Origin of the sequence: Nostoc sp. DedSLP04 (assembly GCF_034530775.1) — a bacterium.
Lineage (GTDB): Bacteria > Cyanobacteriota > Cyanobacteriia > Cyanobacteriales > Nostocaceae > Nostoc.
Genome location: NZ_JAVRCL010000056.1, coordinates 25418 through 41113 on the forward strand (window position 1 = coordinate 25418; position 15696 = coordinate 41113).

18 protein-coding genes are annotated in these 15696 nt (G+C 41.8%); 10 read left to right on the forward strand and 8 right to left on the reverse strand.

Features of this window, described 5'->3' with window-relative positions; all coding sequences use genetic code 11:
- The first annotated feature begins 72 nt into the window (after positions 1-72).
- On the forward strand, positions 73-315 hold the full coding sequence (rpmE, locus tag RMX89_RS26095) for a 50S ribosomal protein L31 (protein ID WP_109011936.1): 243 nt from the start codon (positions 73-75) through the stop codon (positions 313-315).
- 103 nt (positions 316-418) lie between these two features.
- Positions 419-1516, forward strand: a complete 1098-nt coding sequence (gene prfA, locus RMX89_RS26100) for a peptide chain release factor 1 (protein WP_322690979.1) — start codon at positions 419-421, stop codon at positions 1514-1516.
- A gap of 9 nt (positions 1517-1525) precedes the next feature.
- Here the strand turns inward: prfA and RMX89_RS26105 are convergent, their stop codons facing one another.
- Positions 1526-1972, reverse strand: coding sequence for a hypothetical protein (locus tag RMX89_RS26105; RefSeq protein ID WP_322690980.1), 447 nt, complete (start codon positions 1970-1972; stop codon positions 1526-1528).
- Between the two features lie 240 nt (positions 1973-2212).
- Between RMX89_RS26105 and RMX89_RS26110 the strand changes: the two genes are divergently transcribed.
- Together RMX89_RS26110 and RMX89_RS26115 are read left to right on the forward strand one after the other, a co-directional pair.
- Positions 2213-2575, forward strand: a complete 363-nt coding sequence (locus RMX89_RS26110) for a helix-turn-helix domain-containing protein (RefSeq protein ID WP_094328443.1) — start codon at positions 2213-2215, stop codon at positions 2573-2575.
- A 203-nt stretch (positions 2576-2778) separates the two neighbouring features.
- On the forward strand, positions 2779-3237 hold the full coding sequence (locus RMX89_RS26115) for a DUF29 domain-containing protein (RefSeq protein ID WP_322672236.1): 459 nt from the start codon (positions 2779-2781) through the stop codon (positions 3235-3237).
- Between the two features lie 481 nt (positions 3238-3718).
- On the opposite strand, the gene RMX89_RS26120 is transcribed toward RMX89_RS26115, so the two are convergent.
- From RMX89_RS26120 to RMX89_RS26130, 3 genes are read right to left on the reverse strand one after another with little or no spacing between them, the layout of a single operon-like run.
- On the reverse strand, positions 3719-3961 hold the full coding sequence (locus RMX89_RS26120; RefSeq protein WP_322684827.1) for a DUF6745 domain-containing protein: 243 nt from the start codon (positions 3959-3961) through the stop codon (positions 3719-3721).
- 36 nt (positions 3962-3997) lie between these two features.
- On the reverse strand, positions 3998-4537 hold the full coding sequence (locus tag RMX89_RS26125) for a hypothetical protein (RefSeq protein WP_322684800.1): 540 nt from the start codon (positions 4535-4537) through the stop codon (positions 3998-4000).
- Positions 4467-4736: a hypothetical protein gene (locus RMX89_RS26130; RefSeq protein WP_322672238.1), complete on the reverse strand. Its 270-nt coding sequence runs from the start codon at positions 4734-4736 to the stop codon at positions 4467-4469. Before RMX89_RS26130 ends, RMX89_RS26125 begins: the two co-directional genes overlap by 71 nt.
- Before the next feature lie 78 nt (positions 4737-4814).
- Here RMX89_RS26130 and RMX89_RS26135 point away from each other — a divergent pair, with 78 nt between their 5' ends.
- The 6 genes from RMX89_RS26135 (at position 4815) to RMX89_RS26160 (ending at position 11005) form a co-directional block, all read left to right on the forward strand.
- Positions 4815-5312 carry a hypothetical protein gene (locus RMX89_RS26135; protein ID WP_322690981.1) on the forward strand — a complete coding sequence of 166 codons (498 nt, stop codon included), beginning with the start codon at positions 4815-4817 and terminating at the stop codon, positions 5310-5312.
- A 34-nt stretch (positions 5313-5346) separates the two neighbouring features.
- Positions 5347-6165 (forward strand): Rpn family recombination-promoting nuclease/putative transposase, encoded by an 819-nt coding sequence (locus RMX89_RS26140; protein WP_322690982.1) that lies wholly within the window; start codon positions 5347-5349, stop codon positions 6163-6165.
- Between the two features lie 155 nt (positions 6166-6320).
- Positions 6321-8015 (forward strand): ABC-F family ATP-binding cassette domain-containing protein, encoded by a 1695-nt coding sequence (locus RMX89_RS26145; RefSeq protein WP_322690983.1) that lies wholly within the window; start codon positions 6321-6323, stop codon positions 8013-8015.
- Positions 8016-8236: 221 nt separating this feature from the next.
- Positions 8237-9835 (forward strand): 2,3-bisphosphoglycerate-independent phosphoglycerate mutase, encoded by a 1599-nt coding sequence (gene gpmI, locus RMX89_RS26150; protein ID WP_322690984.1) that lies wholly within the window; start codon positions 8237-8239, stop codon positions 9833-9835.
- Positions 9836-9951: 116 nt separating this feature from the next.
- Positions 9952-10185, forward strand: a complete 234-nt coding sequence (secG, locus tag RMX89_RS26155; protein ID WP_118167599.1) for a preprotein translocase subunit SecG — start codon at positions 9952-9954, stop codon at positions 10183-10185.
- 10 nt (positions 10186-10195) lie between these two features.
- Entirely contained in the window at positions 10196-11005 is an 810-nt protein-coding gene (locus RMX89_RS26160; protein ID WP_322672243.1) for a peptidase, read from the forward strand.
- A gap of 15 nt (positions 11006-11020) precedes the next feature.
- On the opposite strand, the gene RMX89_RS26165 is transcribed toward RMX89_RS26160, so the two are convergent.
- The 4 genes from RMX89_RS26165 to recO all read right to left on the reverse strand — a co-directional run bounded on the left by RMX89_RS26165 (position 11021) and on the right by recO (position 15644).
- Positions 11021-11197, reverse strand: a complete 177-nt coding sequence (locus tag RMX89_RS26165) for a hypothetical protein (RefSeq protein WP_322690985.1) — start codon at positions 11195-11197, stop codon at positions 11021-11023.
- A 370-nt stretch (positions 11198-11567) separates the two neighbouring features.
- Positions 11568-12716 (reverse strand): glycosyltransferase family 4 protein, encoded by a 1149-nt coding sequence (locus RMX89_RS26170; protein WP_322672245.1) that lies wholly within the window; start codon positions 12714-12716, stop codon positions 11568-11570.
- 356 nt (positions 12717-13072) lie between these two features.
- Entirely contained in the window at positions 13073-14713 is a 1641-nt protein-coding gene (locus RMX89_RS26175; RefSeq protein WP_322690996.1) for an MFS transporter, read from the reverse strand.
- Complete coding sequence (gene recO, locus RMX89_RS26180) at positions 14700-15644, reverse strand: DNA repair protein RecO (RefSeq protein WP_322690986.1); 945 nt, start codon at positions 15642-15644, stop codon at positions 14700-14702. The genes RMX89_RS26175 and recO overlap by 14 nt, the downstream gene beginning before the upstream one ends.
- Positions 15645-15696 lie beyond the last annotated feature (52 nt).

The window sequence follows — 15696 nt, forward strand, 5'->3', positions numbered from 1 at the left end:
TCCCCAATCCCTAGCTCCAATTGAAACCTGAAAGTTATAATTGATAAAGATAGATTCATCACAAAAGGAACAATGGCTAAAGCTGATATTCACCCCAAGTGGTATCCAGATGCTAAAGTTTACTGCAACGGTCAAGTCGTTATGACTATTGGCTCTACAAAGCCAGAATTGCATGTAGATGTTTGGTCTGGAAATCACCCATTTTACACCGGCACTCAGAAGATTATTGACACTGAAGGTCGAGTAGAGCGCTTCCTCCGCAAGTACGGCATGAGCAGCACTCAAACATCTGGCGACGATCAAAACAAAAAGTAGCGGGTTGGCTCTGCTGTTAACGACGGCCCTGCATCAGCTGGGTCGATTTTCATTTATATGCTCGAGCCAATTTGTTATTTTTTAAGGAGCGATCGCAATCGTCATGGCTGAATCATACTTATTGGACAAACTAAAATCCGTTGAACAAACTTTTAATGAATTAACACGTCGTCTTGGCGACCCCGATACCGCTAGCAATCCTGATGAGTATCAAGAAATTGCTAAGTCTCGTTCTTCTTTGGAAGAGGTCGTTAATACTTATGAAATTTGGAAAGCAGCCCAAGAAGACTTGACCGGAGCACGTCAAGTTTACAAAGAATCTGCAAGTGACCCAGAGTTGCAAGAAATGGCATCACTGGAAGTAAAAGAACTTGAAGAAAAAATAGAACATTTAGAGTCTCGCTTAAAAGTCCTACTGCTACCACGCGACCCCAATGATGAAAAGAATATCATGTTGGAAATTCGCGCTGGTACTGGTGGCGATGAAGCAAGTATTTGGGCTGGCGATTTGATGCAGATGTACACCCGCTATGCCCAGACTCAAGGTTGGAAAGTTTCTCTAGTGAGCGAATCTAAAGGAGAAATGGGTGGCTGGAAAGAAGTCATTCTCGAAATTAAAGGTAATGATGTTTACAGCCAGCTAAAGTTTGAAGCTGGAGTGCATCGCGTGCAGCGCGTGCCGGCAACTGAGTCTGGTGGACGGGTTCATACTTCTACAGCTACCGTGGCGATTATGCCAGAGGTCGATGATGTGGAAATTCACATTGACCCGAAAGATATTGAAATGACCACAGCTCGTTCTGGTGGTGCTGGTGGACAAAACGTCAACAAGGTGGAAACAGCCGTTGACTTGATGCACAAACCAACGGGAATACGCATTTTCTGTACAGAAGAACGCAGCCAGTTGCAAAACAAAGAACGGGCGATGCAAATTCTGCGGGCGAAGTTGTATGAAATCAAGTTAAGCGAACAACAAGAAGCTGTTACTTCCATGCGGCGATCGCAGGTTGGTACTGGATCGCGATCGGAAAAAATTCGCACCTATAATTATAAAGATAACCGCGCTACCGATCACCGCTTAGGTCAGAATTATTCTCTTAACCCTGTTTTGGATGGTGATTTAGAAACGCTTATCCAATCTTGTATATCTCTAGACCAACAAGAACGTCTCGCGGAGTTAGCGACTTCTGCCGCTAACTAATTTTTGCTATTAAGATTCCTGTAAAACCACTTGTTGTACTGTTGCTTTTAACACACACAGGTGGTTTTCTAGTATCCTGTGGAGTGCATCTTCCATTTCACAGGGATAATGGTAATAGGCAAATTCGTACTTCATGACGTAATTTAGCTTTGCCCATTCCTTCAGGGTTTGACAGGTATAAATTAACTTTTGGGCTTCTTCTTGCCAACGCGCAAAAATCCGATAGCTAAAAAAGCTGCTGCATATATTGCCTTTTGCATCCCAGTAAGAAATACACACTTGATGCTTCAGAAGGTGGATTTTTTTGATTTGCTTAACATCGTAGCCTTTAACTTTTAAAGCTTCTTTGGTTTCTGCATCAGAAATGTTCCACTGTTCTGGTTTAATTTTATTAGTAGCTATAAGATTTTTACCTTTGCGGCGATATTGGTTAATTTTGCGTGGCTTGCGAAACATGATGCACCTTCGATATTATTTTTTCGCAGCAAAGTTGAGCTACTAGCACAAGCGCCGTAGCAAACTAAGTTTTTTGGGTTGGTTAAAGATAGATGGGTTAGTCTACTAGCTTGATGCCTATAGTTGCCGATTTACAACCAGAGATATAGTTTAGTACTAAAACACAAGGCTGTCAATATAAAAGTAAACTTGTATTATTGAAAGTAAACTTGTAAATACAGTTGGCTAGCTATATAAGCAGTGAAGATCGAAAGCAAACAAAAACTGATTGAAATCATTAAACTAGCTCGCGGTTCAATGAGTCAGCGAGCATTTGGTAAGCTTTTGGGGGTATCTGCTACTGCTGTTCAGATGTGGGAAAAAGGTGTGAAGGTTCCAGATACAGAAAATTTGGCTCGAATCGCATCGAAAGCAGGCTACACAATGGAAGAGTTAATCAGCTGTATAGATGGCAAGCCAATTCCAGAAACCTCAGATTTGAGTCTGATTCTTAGACAAATCCAGCACATGCCTTTGGCCCAAGTGGCTCAAATTGTCCAAGCTGCGGCGGAGAGATTGGCGGCTGTGGCTGAAGCATCCGGGGATGAGGCGAAGGCTAGTTGAATATTTGTTCAGAATTGAATTTAAATCATTAAAATATAACGTTTCTTGTTTGTATGCAATACACTCTGACCTCTCTCCAAACCTCTCTCCTTTTAGGAGAGAGGCTTTGAATTTTACTCCCCTTCCCTTGTAGGGAAGGGGCTGGGGGTTAGGTCTGTATTGGACTGAACCCAGAAGCGCTATAGCTCTCGTTTCTTAACTCTATGGACAAACCTTTTTTGTATGACCAAGACTTCTATGGCTGGACACAGCAGCAGGCTAAAGCGTTAGAGCAGAGGCTAGTTATGGAACTGGACTGGCAACACCTGCAAGAGGAAATTCAAGCTTTAGGGAGACAGGAGTATCGGGAACTCGTGAGCCGTCTGAGTGTATTACTCGGTCATCTCTTGAAGTGGGAGTATCAACCCGAACAACGCTCTCGCAGTTGGTTTTTAACAATTCGAGAACAGCGCCGCGCCATCCATAGGCATTTACGACAGAACCCCAGTTTAAAGTCTCGAACAGAAGAAGCCTTGTTAGATGGCTTTGAAGCGGGAGTGGATTTGGCGTTACGAGAAACTAATTTACCATTACGAACTTTTCCAGAGCATTGCCCGTATTTATTTGATGATGCAATCGCAGACAATTTTCTGTGCGATACTCGTCAAGAATGGGAAGGATAATTCCTACTATTTTTATGACGCTCATTTGTTATTTAGAGACACGTTATCCCTTGATCTAACAGATGATGCCCAATATTTGTAAGTAAGTAGGTGGGCTGAATTAAAGCTGAATTAAATATATAAATAGATTGACATGAAAACGTTGTACTGATTGAAAAGCTACTAAAAGTTAATTGCACACACCTACTTAGTCAAACTTCCTCAATTTGGAAAAGGAACATTGCGAAACTCAATATTGTTCCCCCGATTATTATTGGACTTTGGACAAAAAATAAGTGTTAGCGTAAATTTTGGGAGAATAAAAAATTAGGCATCATAAATTACCGCAGTTATTTTACAAACTGAGTTAAATTCTTAAAGCCTAAGAAAATTTACGCTGCTTTTTGTTTATTGGTGTTGATTTTGACAGTTTCTTGACAACGGGATGCTTAGTTCGTTGGGTTTGAGCCTGACCTTTGACGACAAGACAGAGTAAATAACTTTAGGGAAAACAAATTGAATCAACTTTACCGTGATGAGCGTATAAACCGAAACCATCAGCAAACTGAATTGCAGTTTCTCCATCAGCATGGAGTTTGCCGTAATTATCAAGCAGTAATTTTGTAGGTCTATCACAAATTATGTAATGTATAGGCATTGGTATAAACCACCAACCACACTCAGTACATAAATCTTTGTAAACCTGCCATTGCTCCTGGTTATGCTGGCAATCTAGTTCATTGATGCAATAGTCGAATAGTCCAGCATAGCTTGCCCATTCCTAATCAGGATAAATAAAGTTATCGTAAAAACGACCAAAAGCGTCAGGACAATCTTTCAACTCACTACTTAACCTTTCGCAAAGCCAATCCCATAAAACATTCCATAATTGCGTATGAATTCTACTACCTACTTTATCCGTAAGATTTTCATCTAAAACTTTCCAAATTTCTAGACTGATTTGAGGATTCAGTCCGCTTGGATATAATTCCGTATTTAAATCCCACCATAAATCAGTTCTTGGTTGACCTTCGCCACAAATAGTTTGTAAGCTAGCTACCTGATTAATAATTTCATCATCACTAAGACCGTTGAAGTTAGCTGTTGCAAGTCTTAACTCAGCACTAAAAGCAGCATACGGACTCTCAAAAAAAGTGATTTCAGGCATTGTAAAACTTTCAGCATAAAAATTGTATACATCTTCTAGTACAGCCAATACTCTATTGCGATTTATACGCTCTATAGATAAATTAATCGCTCTCCATTTTTGCTGATAAGATGCGATGGATTCTTCTTGTTGAGATGTCAGTTTTGTAATCATCGATAATTATTTTGTAGAACACAATCGCTTGGAACCTTGGTAATGAGCGAGGCGATCGCATCGCTAATTTTGGCTGAGTTAAAGGTTCTGGTAGAAATACGTAATGGCTGTACAAACTAAGTCCGTCTGCATGGGTTCCAGCAAGTTGGAACCCACAGAGGTGTGTTTTGTCTGTATAGCTGCGATTTCTAATCGCCAAAGCTAGAGTATTTTACTGGCAGTTAAGGAATAAATGGTTTTAAAATGGTGCAATCTTAAAATATTTAGGGGTGCAGCTATGTCACTACGCAACGAACCATTAGATTGGCATTTTGAATCAAATGAGCCTTATATCCCAGTTTACCATAAAGGTGATTTAGTGGGATTTTTTAAACCAGAATATGCTGGCGAAATTATTAAGTTTTTAAATGAAGAAGAAGTTTTAAAAAAAGCACTAAAAATGGCTTGTACTGATTTAATTAAAAAACTGGGAGGCGATACCAGGAAAGTATATTATTTAATGGAAAAATATGTAAAAACTAGTGAACGTCCAAAGTATGGAACTAGAGCGATCGCAGTTTTACTTAGAGATAGACAAAAAGAGCTTGACTTGAGTAATCAGGAGTTTGCTAAATTCTGCGACACCTTTAAATTATCTCCAACTGAACTGAATAATATTTATGCTGGAGAAGCATTTGATGATAGTTTATTAGCGCCCCTTTCACGGATATTAGGGATGGCAAAAGAGCAATTGCTGAAAGTGCGAGATGGTTCTGGAGAAACAAGTAACACATGAACAGCAAATCAAAATATTCAAATGATATAAAATTGTGAAAACAGACATCATCTTTTATCGGCTGTTTCAAGAATTCCCTGATATCTTTTTTGAACTACTTGGTAATCCTCCAGAATCAGCTAGCCTTTATCAATTTTCATCAGTTGAAATCAAACAAACAGCCTTCAGAATCGATGGTGTGTTTTTGCCTATACAAGGAAGCGAGAACCAGATTTACTTTGTTGAAGTGCAATTTCAAGCTGATGGGGAAATTTATTCACGGCTAATTGCAGAAATATGTTTATACCTCCGTCAAAATCAACCATCAAATGACTGGGGTGCTGTGGTTTTATACCCAAACAGGAATGTAGATACAGGAGATATCAAACATTACCGTGAGTTTTTCACAAGTGGGCGCGTCAGGCGCATTTATTTGGATGAATTAGGTGAAGGTGGATCGCTTCCAATTGACATTGCAACTGCTAAATTAGTAATTGCAACCGAAGACATTGCGATCGCACAAGCAAGGGAGTTGATAGACAGAACCAAGTCCGAGATAAACTCACCATCAAAACAGCAGCAATTATTACAATTTATAGAGACTATTTTGGCTTACAAATTTCCTGCAATGAGTAGGGAGGAGATCGAGCAAATGTTTAGCTTAAGCGAGTTAAAGCAAACCAGATTTTATCAGGAAGCTTTTCAGGAAGGTGTTGAACAAGGCATTGAACAAGGCATTGAACAAGGCATTGAACAAGGGAAACTTAAAGCAGTACCAGCAATGTTGGCAGCAGGGTTGACTGTAGAACAAGTAGCACAGGCGTTAGATTTGAATGTCGAAGAAGTCAGACAAGTAGCACAAAGTCAGCCTTAAGATAGATGTGGTAAATTTTATCCGTGGCTCAAGCCAAATTTGGTTTGCTGCTTCCAGACTTTCTCGCGACGAATTTATAGTTAATTTTTGTTAATATTAGAGGCGGTGTTAGTACTTCGTCCTCAACCACCCACTCCCTACCTGAGAGAAACTTAATGCTGCGACTAGAACATATAAGTAAAATTTATCCCACAGGCGAAGTTCTCAAAGATATCAACTGGGAAGTTAAACCAGGCGATCGCATTGGCTTAGTCGGTGTCAACGGTGCTGGAAAATCTACCCAACTCAAAATCATCTCTGGGGAAATTGAACCCACCGCAGGCGAAATTATTCGTCCTAATAGCTTACACATAGCTTACCTCAACCAAGAGTTTGAAGTAGACCCCACCCGCACCGTTAGAGAAGAATTTTGGACTGTCTTTAAAGAAGCTAACAAAGTACAGTTATCTCTGGCGCATGTGCCACAAGAGATGGAAACGGCTAGCCCAGACGAACTGGATCGGCTGATCGACAAGTTGGATCGCTTGCAGCGCAAATTTGAAGCCTTGGATGGTTACAACTTAGATGCACGCATCGGGAAAATTTTACCAGAGATGGGGTTTGGGCTAGAAGATGGCGATCGCCTCGTCAGTGCCTTCAGTGGTGGTTGGCAAATGCGGATGAGTTTGGGTAAAATTTTGCTGCAAAAACCCGACTTGTTGCTACTGGATGAACCGACTAACCACCTAGATTTAGAAACCATTGAGTGGTTGGAAAATTACCTCAGAGGACTGGTTACGCCGATGGTAATAGTCTCCCATGACCGGGAGTTCCTTGACCGCCTCTGCACTCAAATTGTGGAAACTGAACGTGGCGTTTCCAGTACTTACCTTGGTAACTACTCAGCATATTTGTCACAAAAAGCCGAAAGTCAATTAGCACAACTTAGTGCTTACGAACGCCAACAGAAAGAATTAGAGAAACAGCAAACCTTTGTTGATAGATTCCGCGCCAGTGCTACCCGCAGTACCCAGGCAAAAAGCCGGGAAAAGCAACTCGAAAAAATTGAGCGTATTGAAGCACCCATTGCTGGGGTAAGAACTCTACATTTCCGTTTTCCACCTGCACCCCGCAGTGGACGCGAAGTAGTGGAAATTCAAGATTTAACTCATCTTTATGGTGATAAAATCCTGTTTCTGGCAGCAAACCTCCTCATTGAAAGAGGCGATCGCATTGCATTTCTTGGCCCCAACGGTGCTGGAAAATCTACCCTTCTGCGCGTAATTATGGGTATGGAACCACCCACAGAAGGTATCGTTAAATTAGGCGATCATAACGTTATCCCCGGTTACTTTGAGCAAAATCAAGCTGAAGCCTTGGACTTAAAGAAAACTGTCATGGAAACTATCCATGATGAAGTTCCCGACTGGGATAATCAAGAAGTCCGCACGCTTTTGGGACGCTTCTTATTTACTGGTGACACAGTATTTAAACTGGTAGGGGCATTAAGTGGAGGAGAAAAAGCTCGTTTGGCATTGGCAAAAATGCTCTTACGTCCTGCTAACCTACTAATTTTAGATGAGCCGACAAACCACCTAGATATTCCAGCTAAAGAAATGCTGGAAGAGGCGCTCCAAAACTATGATGGTACGGCAATTGTAGTCTCTCATGACCGCTACTTTATTTCTCAAGTAGCAAATAAAATCGTCGAAATTCGTGATGGCGAATTCCGCGTCTATTTAGGAGATTATCATTACTATCTCCAGAAAATTGCCGAAGAAAAAGAACAGGCAAAATTAGCTGCAATAGAAGCCGAAAAAGCAGCGAAAAAAGCGGCTAAAGCAGCTAAAGCTTCCACGAAAAGGAAATGAGAAACTAAAAAATGGCTTAGTAGTAGCGTTTTAGCGCTATTACTAAGTAATCATTCCTGATGAGCGTTCCAAAACATCACAGGAAAATTCCTAAAATTTAAAAAATATTTCCAAAAACCGCAAGTCCTTCGTAAAAGAAGTTAATAAGCAAAAATTCACTTGCGGCGTGGATTAGCAGTGGTATCATTCGGGTATTACAAAAAGTAAAGGGCAATTTTACTATGACCAAAGCACCTGTTGCTCCTGTGGTGCTAGTCATTTTAGACGGATGGGGCTACTGCGACCAAACGCGAGGAAACGCCATTATTGCGGCTAAAACTCCCATTGTGGACAGTTTATGGACAGCTTACCCGCATACCCTCATCCACACATCAGGAAAAGCCGTAGGGTTGCCAGAAGGTCAAATGGGCAACTCGGAAGTTGGTCATTTGAACATTGGTGCTGGACGAGTGGTACCGCAAGAACTTGTACGCATCTCCGATGCAGTCGAAGACGGTTCTATTGCCTTAAAACCAGCACTTGTCAAAATTTGCCAGGAAGTTCGTTCTCGGAATAGCAAGCTGCATCTAGTCGGGCTTTGTTCTGAAGGAGGGGTACATTCGCATATCACCCATCTATTCGGACTACTTGACCTAGCCAAAGATCAGCAAATTCCAGAAATTTGTATTCACGCTATCACCGATGGTCGTGACACCGCCCCAACTGACGGTGTAAGAGCGATCGCGCTACTGCAAAATTATATAGACCGCACAGGAATTGGGCGCATAGTCACCCTCAGCGGTCGCTACTACGCGATGGATCGCGATCGCCGCTGGGATCGAGTCAAACGCGCCTACGACGTGATGACCCAAGATGGTGCAGGTGATAATCGCACGGCTGTAGAAATCTTGCAAGCATCTTATGCCGAAGGGGTAAAAGATGAATTTATCAACCCAATCCGAATTGCACCAGGCGCAATAGAACCAGGGGATGGGGTGATATTTTTCAACTTCCGCCCCGATCGCTCCAGACAACTGACTCAAGCTTTGGTCAGTCCCACGTTTAATGGTTTTGAAAGGCAGCAAATCACACCACTGTCTTTTGTCACTTTTACGCAGTACGATCCAGACTTACCCGTGGCTGTAGCCTTTGAGCCTCAGAATCTCAGTAACATTCTGGGAGAAGTTATAGCCAATCATAGTTTGAATCAGTTCCGCACCTCCGAAACAGAGAAATACGCCCACGTCACCTATTTCTTTAATGGGGGTCTGGAGGAACCTTTTCCCGGAGAAGATCGGGAACTAGTAAGTAGCCCGATGGTAGCAACTTACGACCACGCCCCAGCAATGTCAGCAGCAGCAGTTACAGATGTTGCGATCGCTGCGATTAAAAAGGGTACGTATTCTCTAGTTGTGATTAACTATGCCAACCCAGACATGGTAGGGCATACTGGTCAAATAGACGCTACCATTACAGCAATTGAAACAGTCGATCGCTGTTTGGGACGGTTGTTAGAGAGCGTTATCAAAGCTGGTGGTACAACAATTATTACTGCCGATCACGGCAACGCTGAGTATATGCTAGATGAAGGGGGTAATCCCTGGACAGCTCATACCACTAACCCAGTCCCCTTGATCTTGGTGGAAGGAGAGAAAGTCAAAATCCCTGGATATGGTACAAATGTCGAATTGCGAAGCGATGGCAAGCTATCCGACATCGCTCCCACGATTCTAGAGATTTTACAGCTGCCTCAGCCACCAGAAATGACCGGGCGATCGCTGCTGAAAACAGCAGAATACGAGCTGCAACGTACTCGCACTCCCGTGCAAGTAGGGCTGTAAAAGATTACTGAGTAGAGATGCGATTAATCGCGTCTGTACAAGAGTTAGGAGTTTACTAAAAACTCCTAACTTCTGAATTCTGTTTTTTAAAACTTGTTATAAATGAGATTCCTACCATGACAGTTAGTAATATCGTGCAAGGCATTTGGGCATTTTCCGCCACTGGTTTGATTATCTTGGTTTTACTGCATAGTCCCAAAGGTGATGGCATTGGCGCCATTGGTGGACAAGCCCAATTATTTAGCAGCACCAAAAGTGCAGAAAACACCTTAAACCGAATTACTTGGGCATTGACAGTAATTTTTCTCGGTTTAACAGTAGTTTTAAGTGCTGGTTGGCTGCCTAAATAAGGATAGGTAAATGGGGAAAAGAACCCAACACCCGATACTTAACACCCTAATAAATTTAATTTCACGACGGTTAATTACAGCTCTTGCCTTGTTGATTGGCACAGGGCTGTTAGTCATTTTTACTAATATCCAGTTGAGTAATGGGTTTGCAATAGTACCAGAATATATACATTCAGATTTAATAATTTCTCTCCCCACTTCCTCAAAACCCCATCCCTTACCGCCCACACTGGCGCAGTGGCAAGATAACACTAACAGTGGTGACTACTTTTCCCAAATCACAACAACCCAAGTTGGTTATTTAGTCTGGTCACAATTTCCTATTCGAGTTTACGTAGAACCACCAAAATCTGTCAGCGAAAAACAAGCTCAAGCATGGGTTAATGGTGTCTTGCAGGGTGTACAGGAGTGGAGTACTTATTTACCTTTAACAGTAGTCGAACAGCCAGAAGTTGCTGATATTACGATTGTCCGAAAAGCGCCACCTCTACAAACTTCGCCTGGTAGTAATATACCCCGTGCGCGATCGGCACAAACGACTTACGAGTTATACACCAGCAACAAAATTTTATCCCACCGCTTCACCATCTTGTTAAGCCCTAGTCAAACAGGTGAGTATCTCATTGCAGCTACCCGCCACGAATTCGGTCATGCATTGGGAATTTGGGGTCATAGTCCGCTACAAACTGATGCTTTATACTTTTCTCAAGTTCGTAACCCGTCACCTATTTCTGCCAGAGATGTAAATACTCTAAAGCGGGTTTATGAACAGCCAACCAGTTTAGGATGGTCTTTAGTGGATAATTCAAAGATTAATTGATTGATAAGTAATACCCTAACGTCTGTCAGGAATCCAAGCCTCTCGCTGTTGTCCCTGAATCGACTGTACCATTCCAAACCTTTCCTCAATTTTGCGTGGCAGAGTGTATATCCCAAAGATGTAAACGCAAACTTCTTCTGGTTGATGTGTCAAAACACGAACTCTGGCTTCGTTATTTTGTAAACGATCCATGAAAATAGATGCACAAATTTCAACATCTTCAGGAATCTCATATACTTCTTTTGAAAAGGTGAATCTCTTCTCCAAACTATTTGCAATTTGATCGATAACGTTTTGCTCCGGCAACGGAGTTGTGAAGGATATAGACGTATGTTAGGCAGCACTTTCCATCTTCTAGCTGCTCTAAGTCAGGGATATTTATCAACTTTATCTGACTTGCATGATACTTCATTTCGTTAACTTTCTTTAGTCAGGTATCTGTATTCATAAATCACAAATAATTGTATGATTAGAATACTAGCCAATGCTGGCTAACATTGTTGCTCGATCGCACTCATTAGCATCTTAGAATTTCCAGTGCGATCGCACTTTTTCCTTTTTCTTACGCTCTACGACTTAGTGGTAGAGGTCGCTGTGCTAAAACTCCTTTATATAGTTCTTCCAGCAGACTAATATTTTTACTAAGGGTATAGCGGTCTAATACACGCACTCTAGCTTTTTGCCCCAGTAGGGTTGTTAACTCTGGATGGTCTTGCAGCACTGGCAAGAGGGTTCTCAATTGCGATCGCGCTGTTTTGGTACTAATAACTACACCTGCACCCTTTTCTAATACTTCTCCATCTGCACCCACATCTGTTGCTAAACAAGCCAACCCACATGACATTCCTTCTAACAGAGATAAGGACAAACCCTCTACCAATGAAGGCAAAACAAATACATCTGCGCCCCGCAAAATTTCAATGCGTCGGTCTTCATCAGCGACAAATCCCAACCAGATAATGCCGTATTCTGAACCATAAAAAGGCTCTAAGGAAGACTTTAAAGGGCCGTCGCCAACAATTAGCAACTTCGTACCAGGACTCATTGCCGACTGCTTCCAAGCGCGGAGGAGAGCCTCGACATTTTTCTCTGGTGCTATGCGACCCTGATAGACAAATAAACGTTCGGCTTTAAATTCTGCTTTGATTTGAGAAAATCCTGGAGAATACTTGGCAGTATCAACACCATTGGGAATTACGGCAATATTTTCTTCTCTTACACCCATCCCTGCCAATAATTCTCGCTGAATTTGGGAAAATACAATCACGCGATCGTAGTTAACTAAAAAAGGCGCGTAGAGCTGATAAGCCAAAAGTTGTGTTCCTGATACCAGTTTTGCACCCTTGCCAGCAAATGGCGTGTGAAAAGTGGCAACTAGGGGCAACCTCAGTTCCTCACAGATTTCCGGTAGAAAAAAGTCTAGAGGAGATAAGGTCAAGGAAGCATGGACTACATCTGGTTTGATTTCCCGCAGTGAATCGGTTAAAACTTTGGTGGCTTTAAAAGTAGGAATTGTGTAAACCTGGGACTTGTAAATGAAAGGTAAAGAGACCTCTCGAAGATTTGGCCAATTATCAGGTTCAGACTCTTCCTGGGCGAAGTGAAGAAAGCTAACTTGATGTCCCCTATCTAGCAAGGCATTTGTAATTTCTCGACTGTAGGTGACATTGCCGCAAAAGGGTGATTTTTTTCCAATCCAGGCTATACGCATTCTTTATTTAGCTGTAAGAAAAGCGGGTTTAATCTATTAATTATGTGTCCTTTGTGATTTTTATTTTATCTAGCTATACTTGCTGGTTTTTTTATTTATTAAAAATTTCCACAACTTTCTACTAGTTTAAAAGCTTATTGTCAGCTAATTAAACCAGTTGATTGATGGCTTTATTTATTTTAGTTATAAGTTGTTAATTTCTGATATTTAAACAACTTATTCTGACTAATGTCAGATTCATATCCGGCAAGTATGTGATAAATTTTCACTGGCAACAGTTTACCACGAACACAAAAGCTTTAAGTAAATTATTAATTACGTCAAGGTAATGAATAATAACTACTGTTAGCTGATAACTACTTGTGCGAGTTATACCAGGTTAATATACCTCCTGAAAAGACGATCGCAGCTAATCCCAAAAAAACTATCTGTAATCCCAGAAAGGTTTCTGCGACACCAGCTAATGCTAAAGGTAAGGAGAGGGCAATATTAATGACATTGTTCTGCAAGCCAAAAACTTTACCACGCATTTCTGGAGGTGTTTCTGTTTGGATTGCAGTTTGCATGGGAATTCCTACTAGTGCCCCAAAAATACCCACGAGCATCACCAGTAACAAGACAAGCCACAGTTGAGTTGTAAATACTGACAGACCAATCAGGGATGCTGCCATACCTATACAACCACACAGACTTAGCTGAGTATAGGAGAAGCGTTGACCAAATTGACCGAGAATTGTTGCTCCACCAGCGATACCAACACCGCCAGCTGCTAGTAAAAAGCCGAACTGGGAAGCTTTCATGTTGGGAATTATTTCCGCCATCCGAACGGCTAGAACAGTTAATGCTGCAAAAACAGAAAACAAGATAATCAGTTGCAGCAAAGCATTGCGGATGCGATGATTTGCTTTGAGATAGGCAAAACCGTCTCGCAAGTCAGAGAATACGTGAGGGAATTCTGTATCGGGGTGGTGGTGTTTTTCCTTAGTTGCCAGGAGGAACAAAATTAGTCCAGCGATCGCATAACTGCCACCAACTAAAAGTTCCTTACCCAAATTACCACTACCACCAATTTGCAGCCAAAGTTCATCGGCGATCGCTAACAATGGTTCTCCAACAGCAAACCCAACAATCACCGATGCCATCATCGTTGTCGTATAAAGCGAATTTGCTGAGAGTAAATCCTGTTCTTCTACGATTAAAGGAATTGCCGCCTGTTCCGCCGGTGCAAAAAACTGCGTCAAAGTCGAAACTAAAAAAGTCACACCCAGAATGATCAAAAAACCCACTGGCAGCACTCCTATGGGTTTCCAATCATGAGTCAACCACAACAGCAAGGGAATTGACAAAACCAGGATGCCACGCCAAATATTTGTTGCCACCAGCACAGCCTTTTTCGACCAGCGATCGACAAACACACCAGCAACAGAACCAAACAATACGGCTGGAATAGTAAAAGCCATCATCAAGACTGATACCCAACCACTAATACTCTGATTGCTTCCTTGAAACTGAGTATTAATCAAAGCAATCATCAACACCAAATAAACTTTATCTGCTAGTTGGGAAAAAACTTGACCGCCCCAAAGAGCCAAGAAATTAGGATTTTTTAATACAGGTAAAAATCCTAGCTGTTTTACATTCCCTGCAATAGCTTCTCCATCTGAACTAGAGGCATCTAATGTCGGTAATTCTTTTTCTGGAATAGTGGCTATTGGCAAATTTTGCCCATTACGAACGCCATTGCTATCTACCTCAGCAGTGGTTAATTTGTCCTCAGATTGTGTTTCTGATTGGCTTGAAAGATCGGTTTTTGGACAATTTTGATCGTTTTTAGAAATATCTTTTGGGGACATTTCTTGGCCATTTATTTGACTAGGTGTACACTTGGGAACAGCACTCAAGTGATTCCTGAGTGTAGAATCTGATACCCTATTCTGTTTTTTGGCGAGGCTTGGTGACAAAGGTAGGATTTTTTTATCCAAATCAGAAGGTTGCATCATGGTTGGCAGCAAAATAAGAGTCGATCAAGGTAGCAGAGCGAATAGGACGACCTAATTGATACTGAGCATACTGGCGCAAAATCTGCTCAACAGATAACCAGTCATAATCTCTAGCACTATCAATTTGCATTATCTCTGGTTGTGACAGCTGTTGAAGCAAAGCTAGTTCCATAGCACCCAAACGACTAGAAATCACAGGTATTTCTTGCCGATGCACAACAACTGTTTGGGCATTGAGCATTGCGGATGGAGCATTGGGCATTGGGTATTGGTTATTAATTCCCTCCTCCCCTGCTCCCCTGCTCCTTTGTTGCGCCCTTATCTCCTTTTCCCCTTCTTTTCGTAAACGTTCCCTAGCTTCTAAGGAAACCGTTCCACCCGCAGGGATGCTAAATCCTACCTGCCAGTTGGGGTCTGTGAAGTCTGGCTTAAGGGAACGTTGAGATAGGCAGCAGATTTGCACTTGTGGCGTCAGTCCTGCTAAGGCTAAAAGGTGAAATACAGCATGAGCCAGATGAGCTAAAACACCAAATGAATTTGTACTAGACACCGCCTCTAAGCGATGGAGATGTTCATTGAACAAATCATAAAGTTCTTCTTGGGGTTGTTCGCTCAAAGCTTCACACAGAACTATTTCTGCTAAATATTGACTGGCAGCCAGTTTTCCTAAATCTTTAGCTAAACCAGGATAAGTTTTTAACGTCTGTGCTTGAGTAATTTTATCAAGCGATCGCCCTTTAGCAATCAATAGTTCATTCACAACAAACATTCCACTCCTACCACCCAGGCTGGAGTTGTGCTTACGCGACCCTGGAGCCACGGCTCGAATTAGACCGAATTCTCGTGTCAAAATCGTCACTATTTTATCCGATTCTCCTAGCGCCTGGGTTTTAAGATTAATACCAGTTGTTTTGTAGGTTCTACTCATTAGTCATTAGTCACTAGTCATTAGTAGTTATTAATCATTGCTCAAGGGTCAT

Bases quoted from the DNA above. Each gene is read 5' to 3' on its own strand.
- RMX89_RS26115 (WP_322672236.1), top strand. From the start codon at position 2,779: ATGGACAAACCTTTTTTGTATGACCAAGACTTCTATGGCTGGACACAG.
- RMX89_RS26175 (WP_322690996.1), bottom strand. From the start codon at position 14,713: ATGCAACCTTCTGATTTGGATAAAAAAATCCTACCTTTGTCACCAAGC.
- RMX89_RS26135 (WP_322690981.1), top strand. From the start codon at position 4,815: ATGTCACTACGCAACGAACCATTAGATTGGCATTTTGAATCAAATGAG.
- RMX89_RS26160 (WP_322672243.1), top strand. From the start codon at position 10,196: ATGGGGAAAAGAACCCAACACCCGATACTTAACACCCTAATAAATTTA.
- recO (WP_322690986.1), bottom strand. From the start codon at position 15,644: ATGAGTAGAACCTACAAAACAACTGGTATTAATCTTAAAACCCAGGCG.
- RMX89_RS26165 (WP_322690985.1), bottom strand. From the start codon at position 11,197: ATGGATCGTTTACAAAATAACGAAGCCAGAGTTCGTGTTTTGACACAT.
- gpmI (WP_322690984.1), top strand. From the start codon at position 8,237: ATGACCAAAGCACCTGTTGCTCCTGTGGTGCTAGTCATTTTAGACGGA.
- prfA (WP_322690979.1), top strand. From the start codon at position 419: ATGGCTGAATCATACTTATTGGACAAACTAAAATCCGTTGAACAAACT.
- RMX89_RS26105 (WP_322690980.1), bottom strand. From the start codon at position 1,972: ATGTTTCGCAAGCCACGCAAAATTAACCAATATCGCCGCAAAGGTAAA.
- RMX89_RS26170 (WP_322672245.1), bottom strand. From the start codon at position 12,716: ATGCGTATAGCCTGGATTGGAAAAAAATCACCCTTTTGCGGCAATGTC.
- RMX89_RS26145 (WP_322690983.1), top strand. From the start codon at position 6,321: ATGCTGCGACTAGAACATATAAGTAAAATTTATCCCACAGGCGAAGTT.
- RMX89_RS26125 (WP_322684800.1), bottom strand. From the start codon at position 4,537: ATGATTACAAAACTGACATCTCAACAAGAAGAATCCATCGCATCTTAT.
- secG (WP_118167599.1), top strand. From the start codon at position 9,952: ATGACAGTTAGTAATATCGTGCAAGGCATTTGGGCATTTTCCGCCACT.
- rpmE (WP_109011936.1), top strand. From the start codon at position 73: ATGGCTAAAGCTGATATTCACCCCAAGTGGTATCCAGATGCTAAAGTT.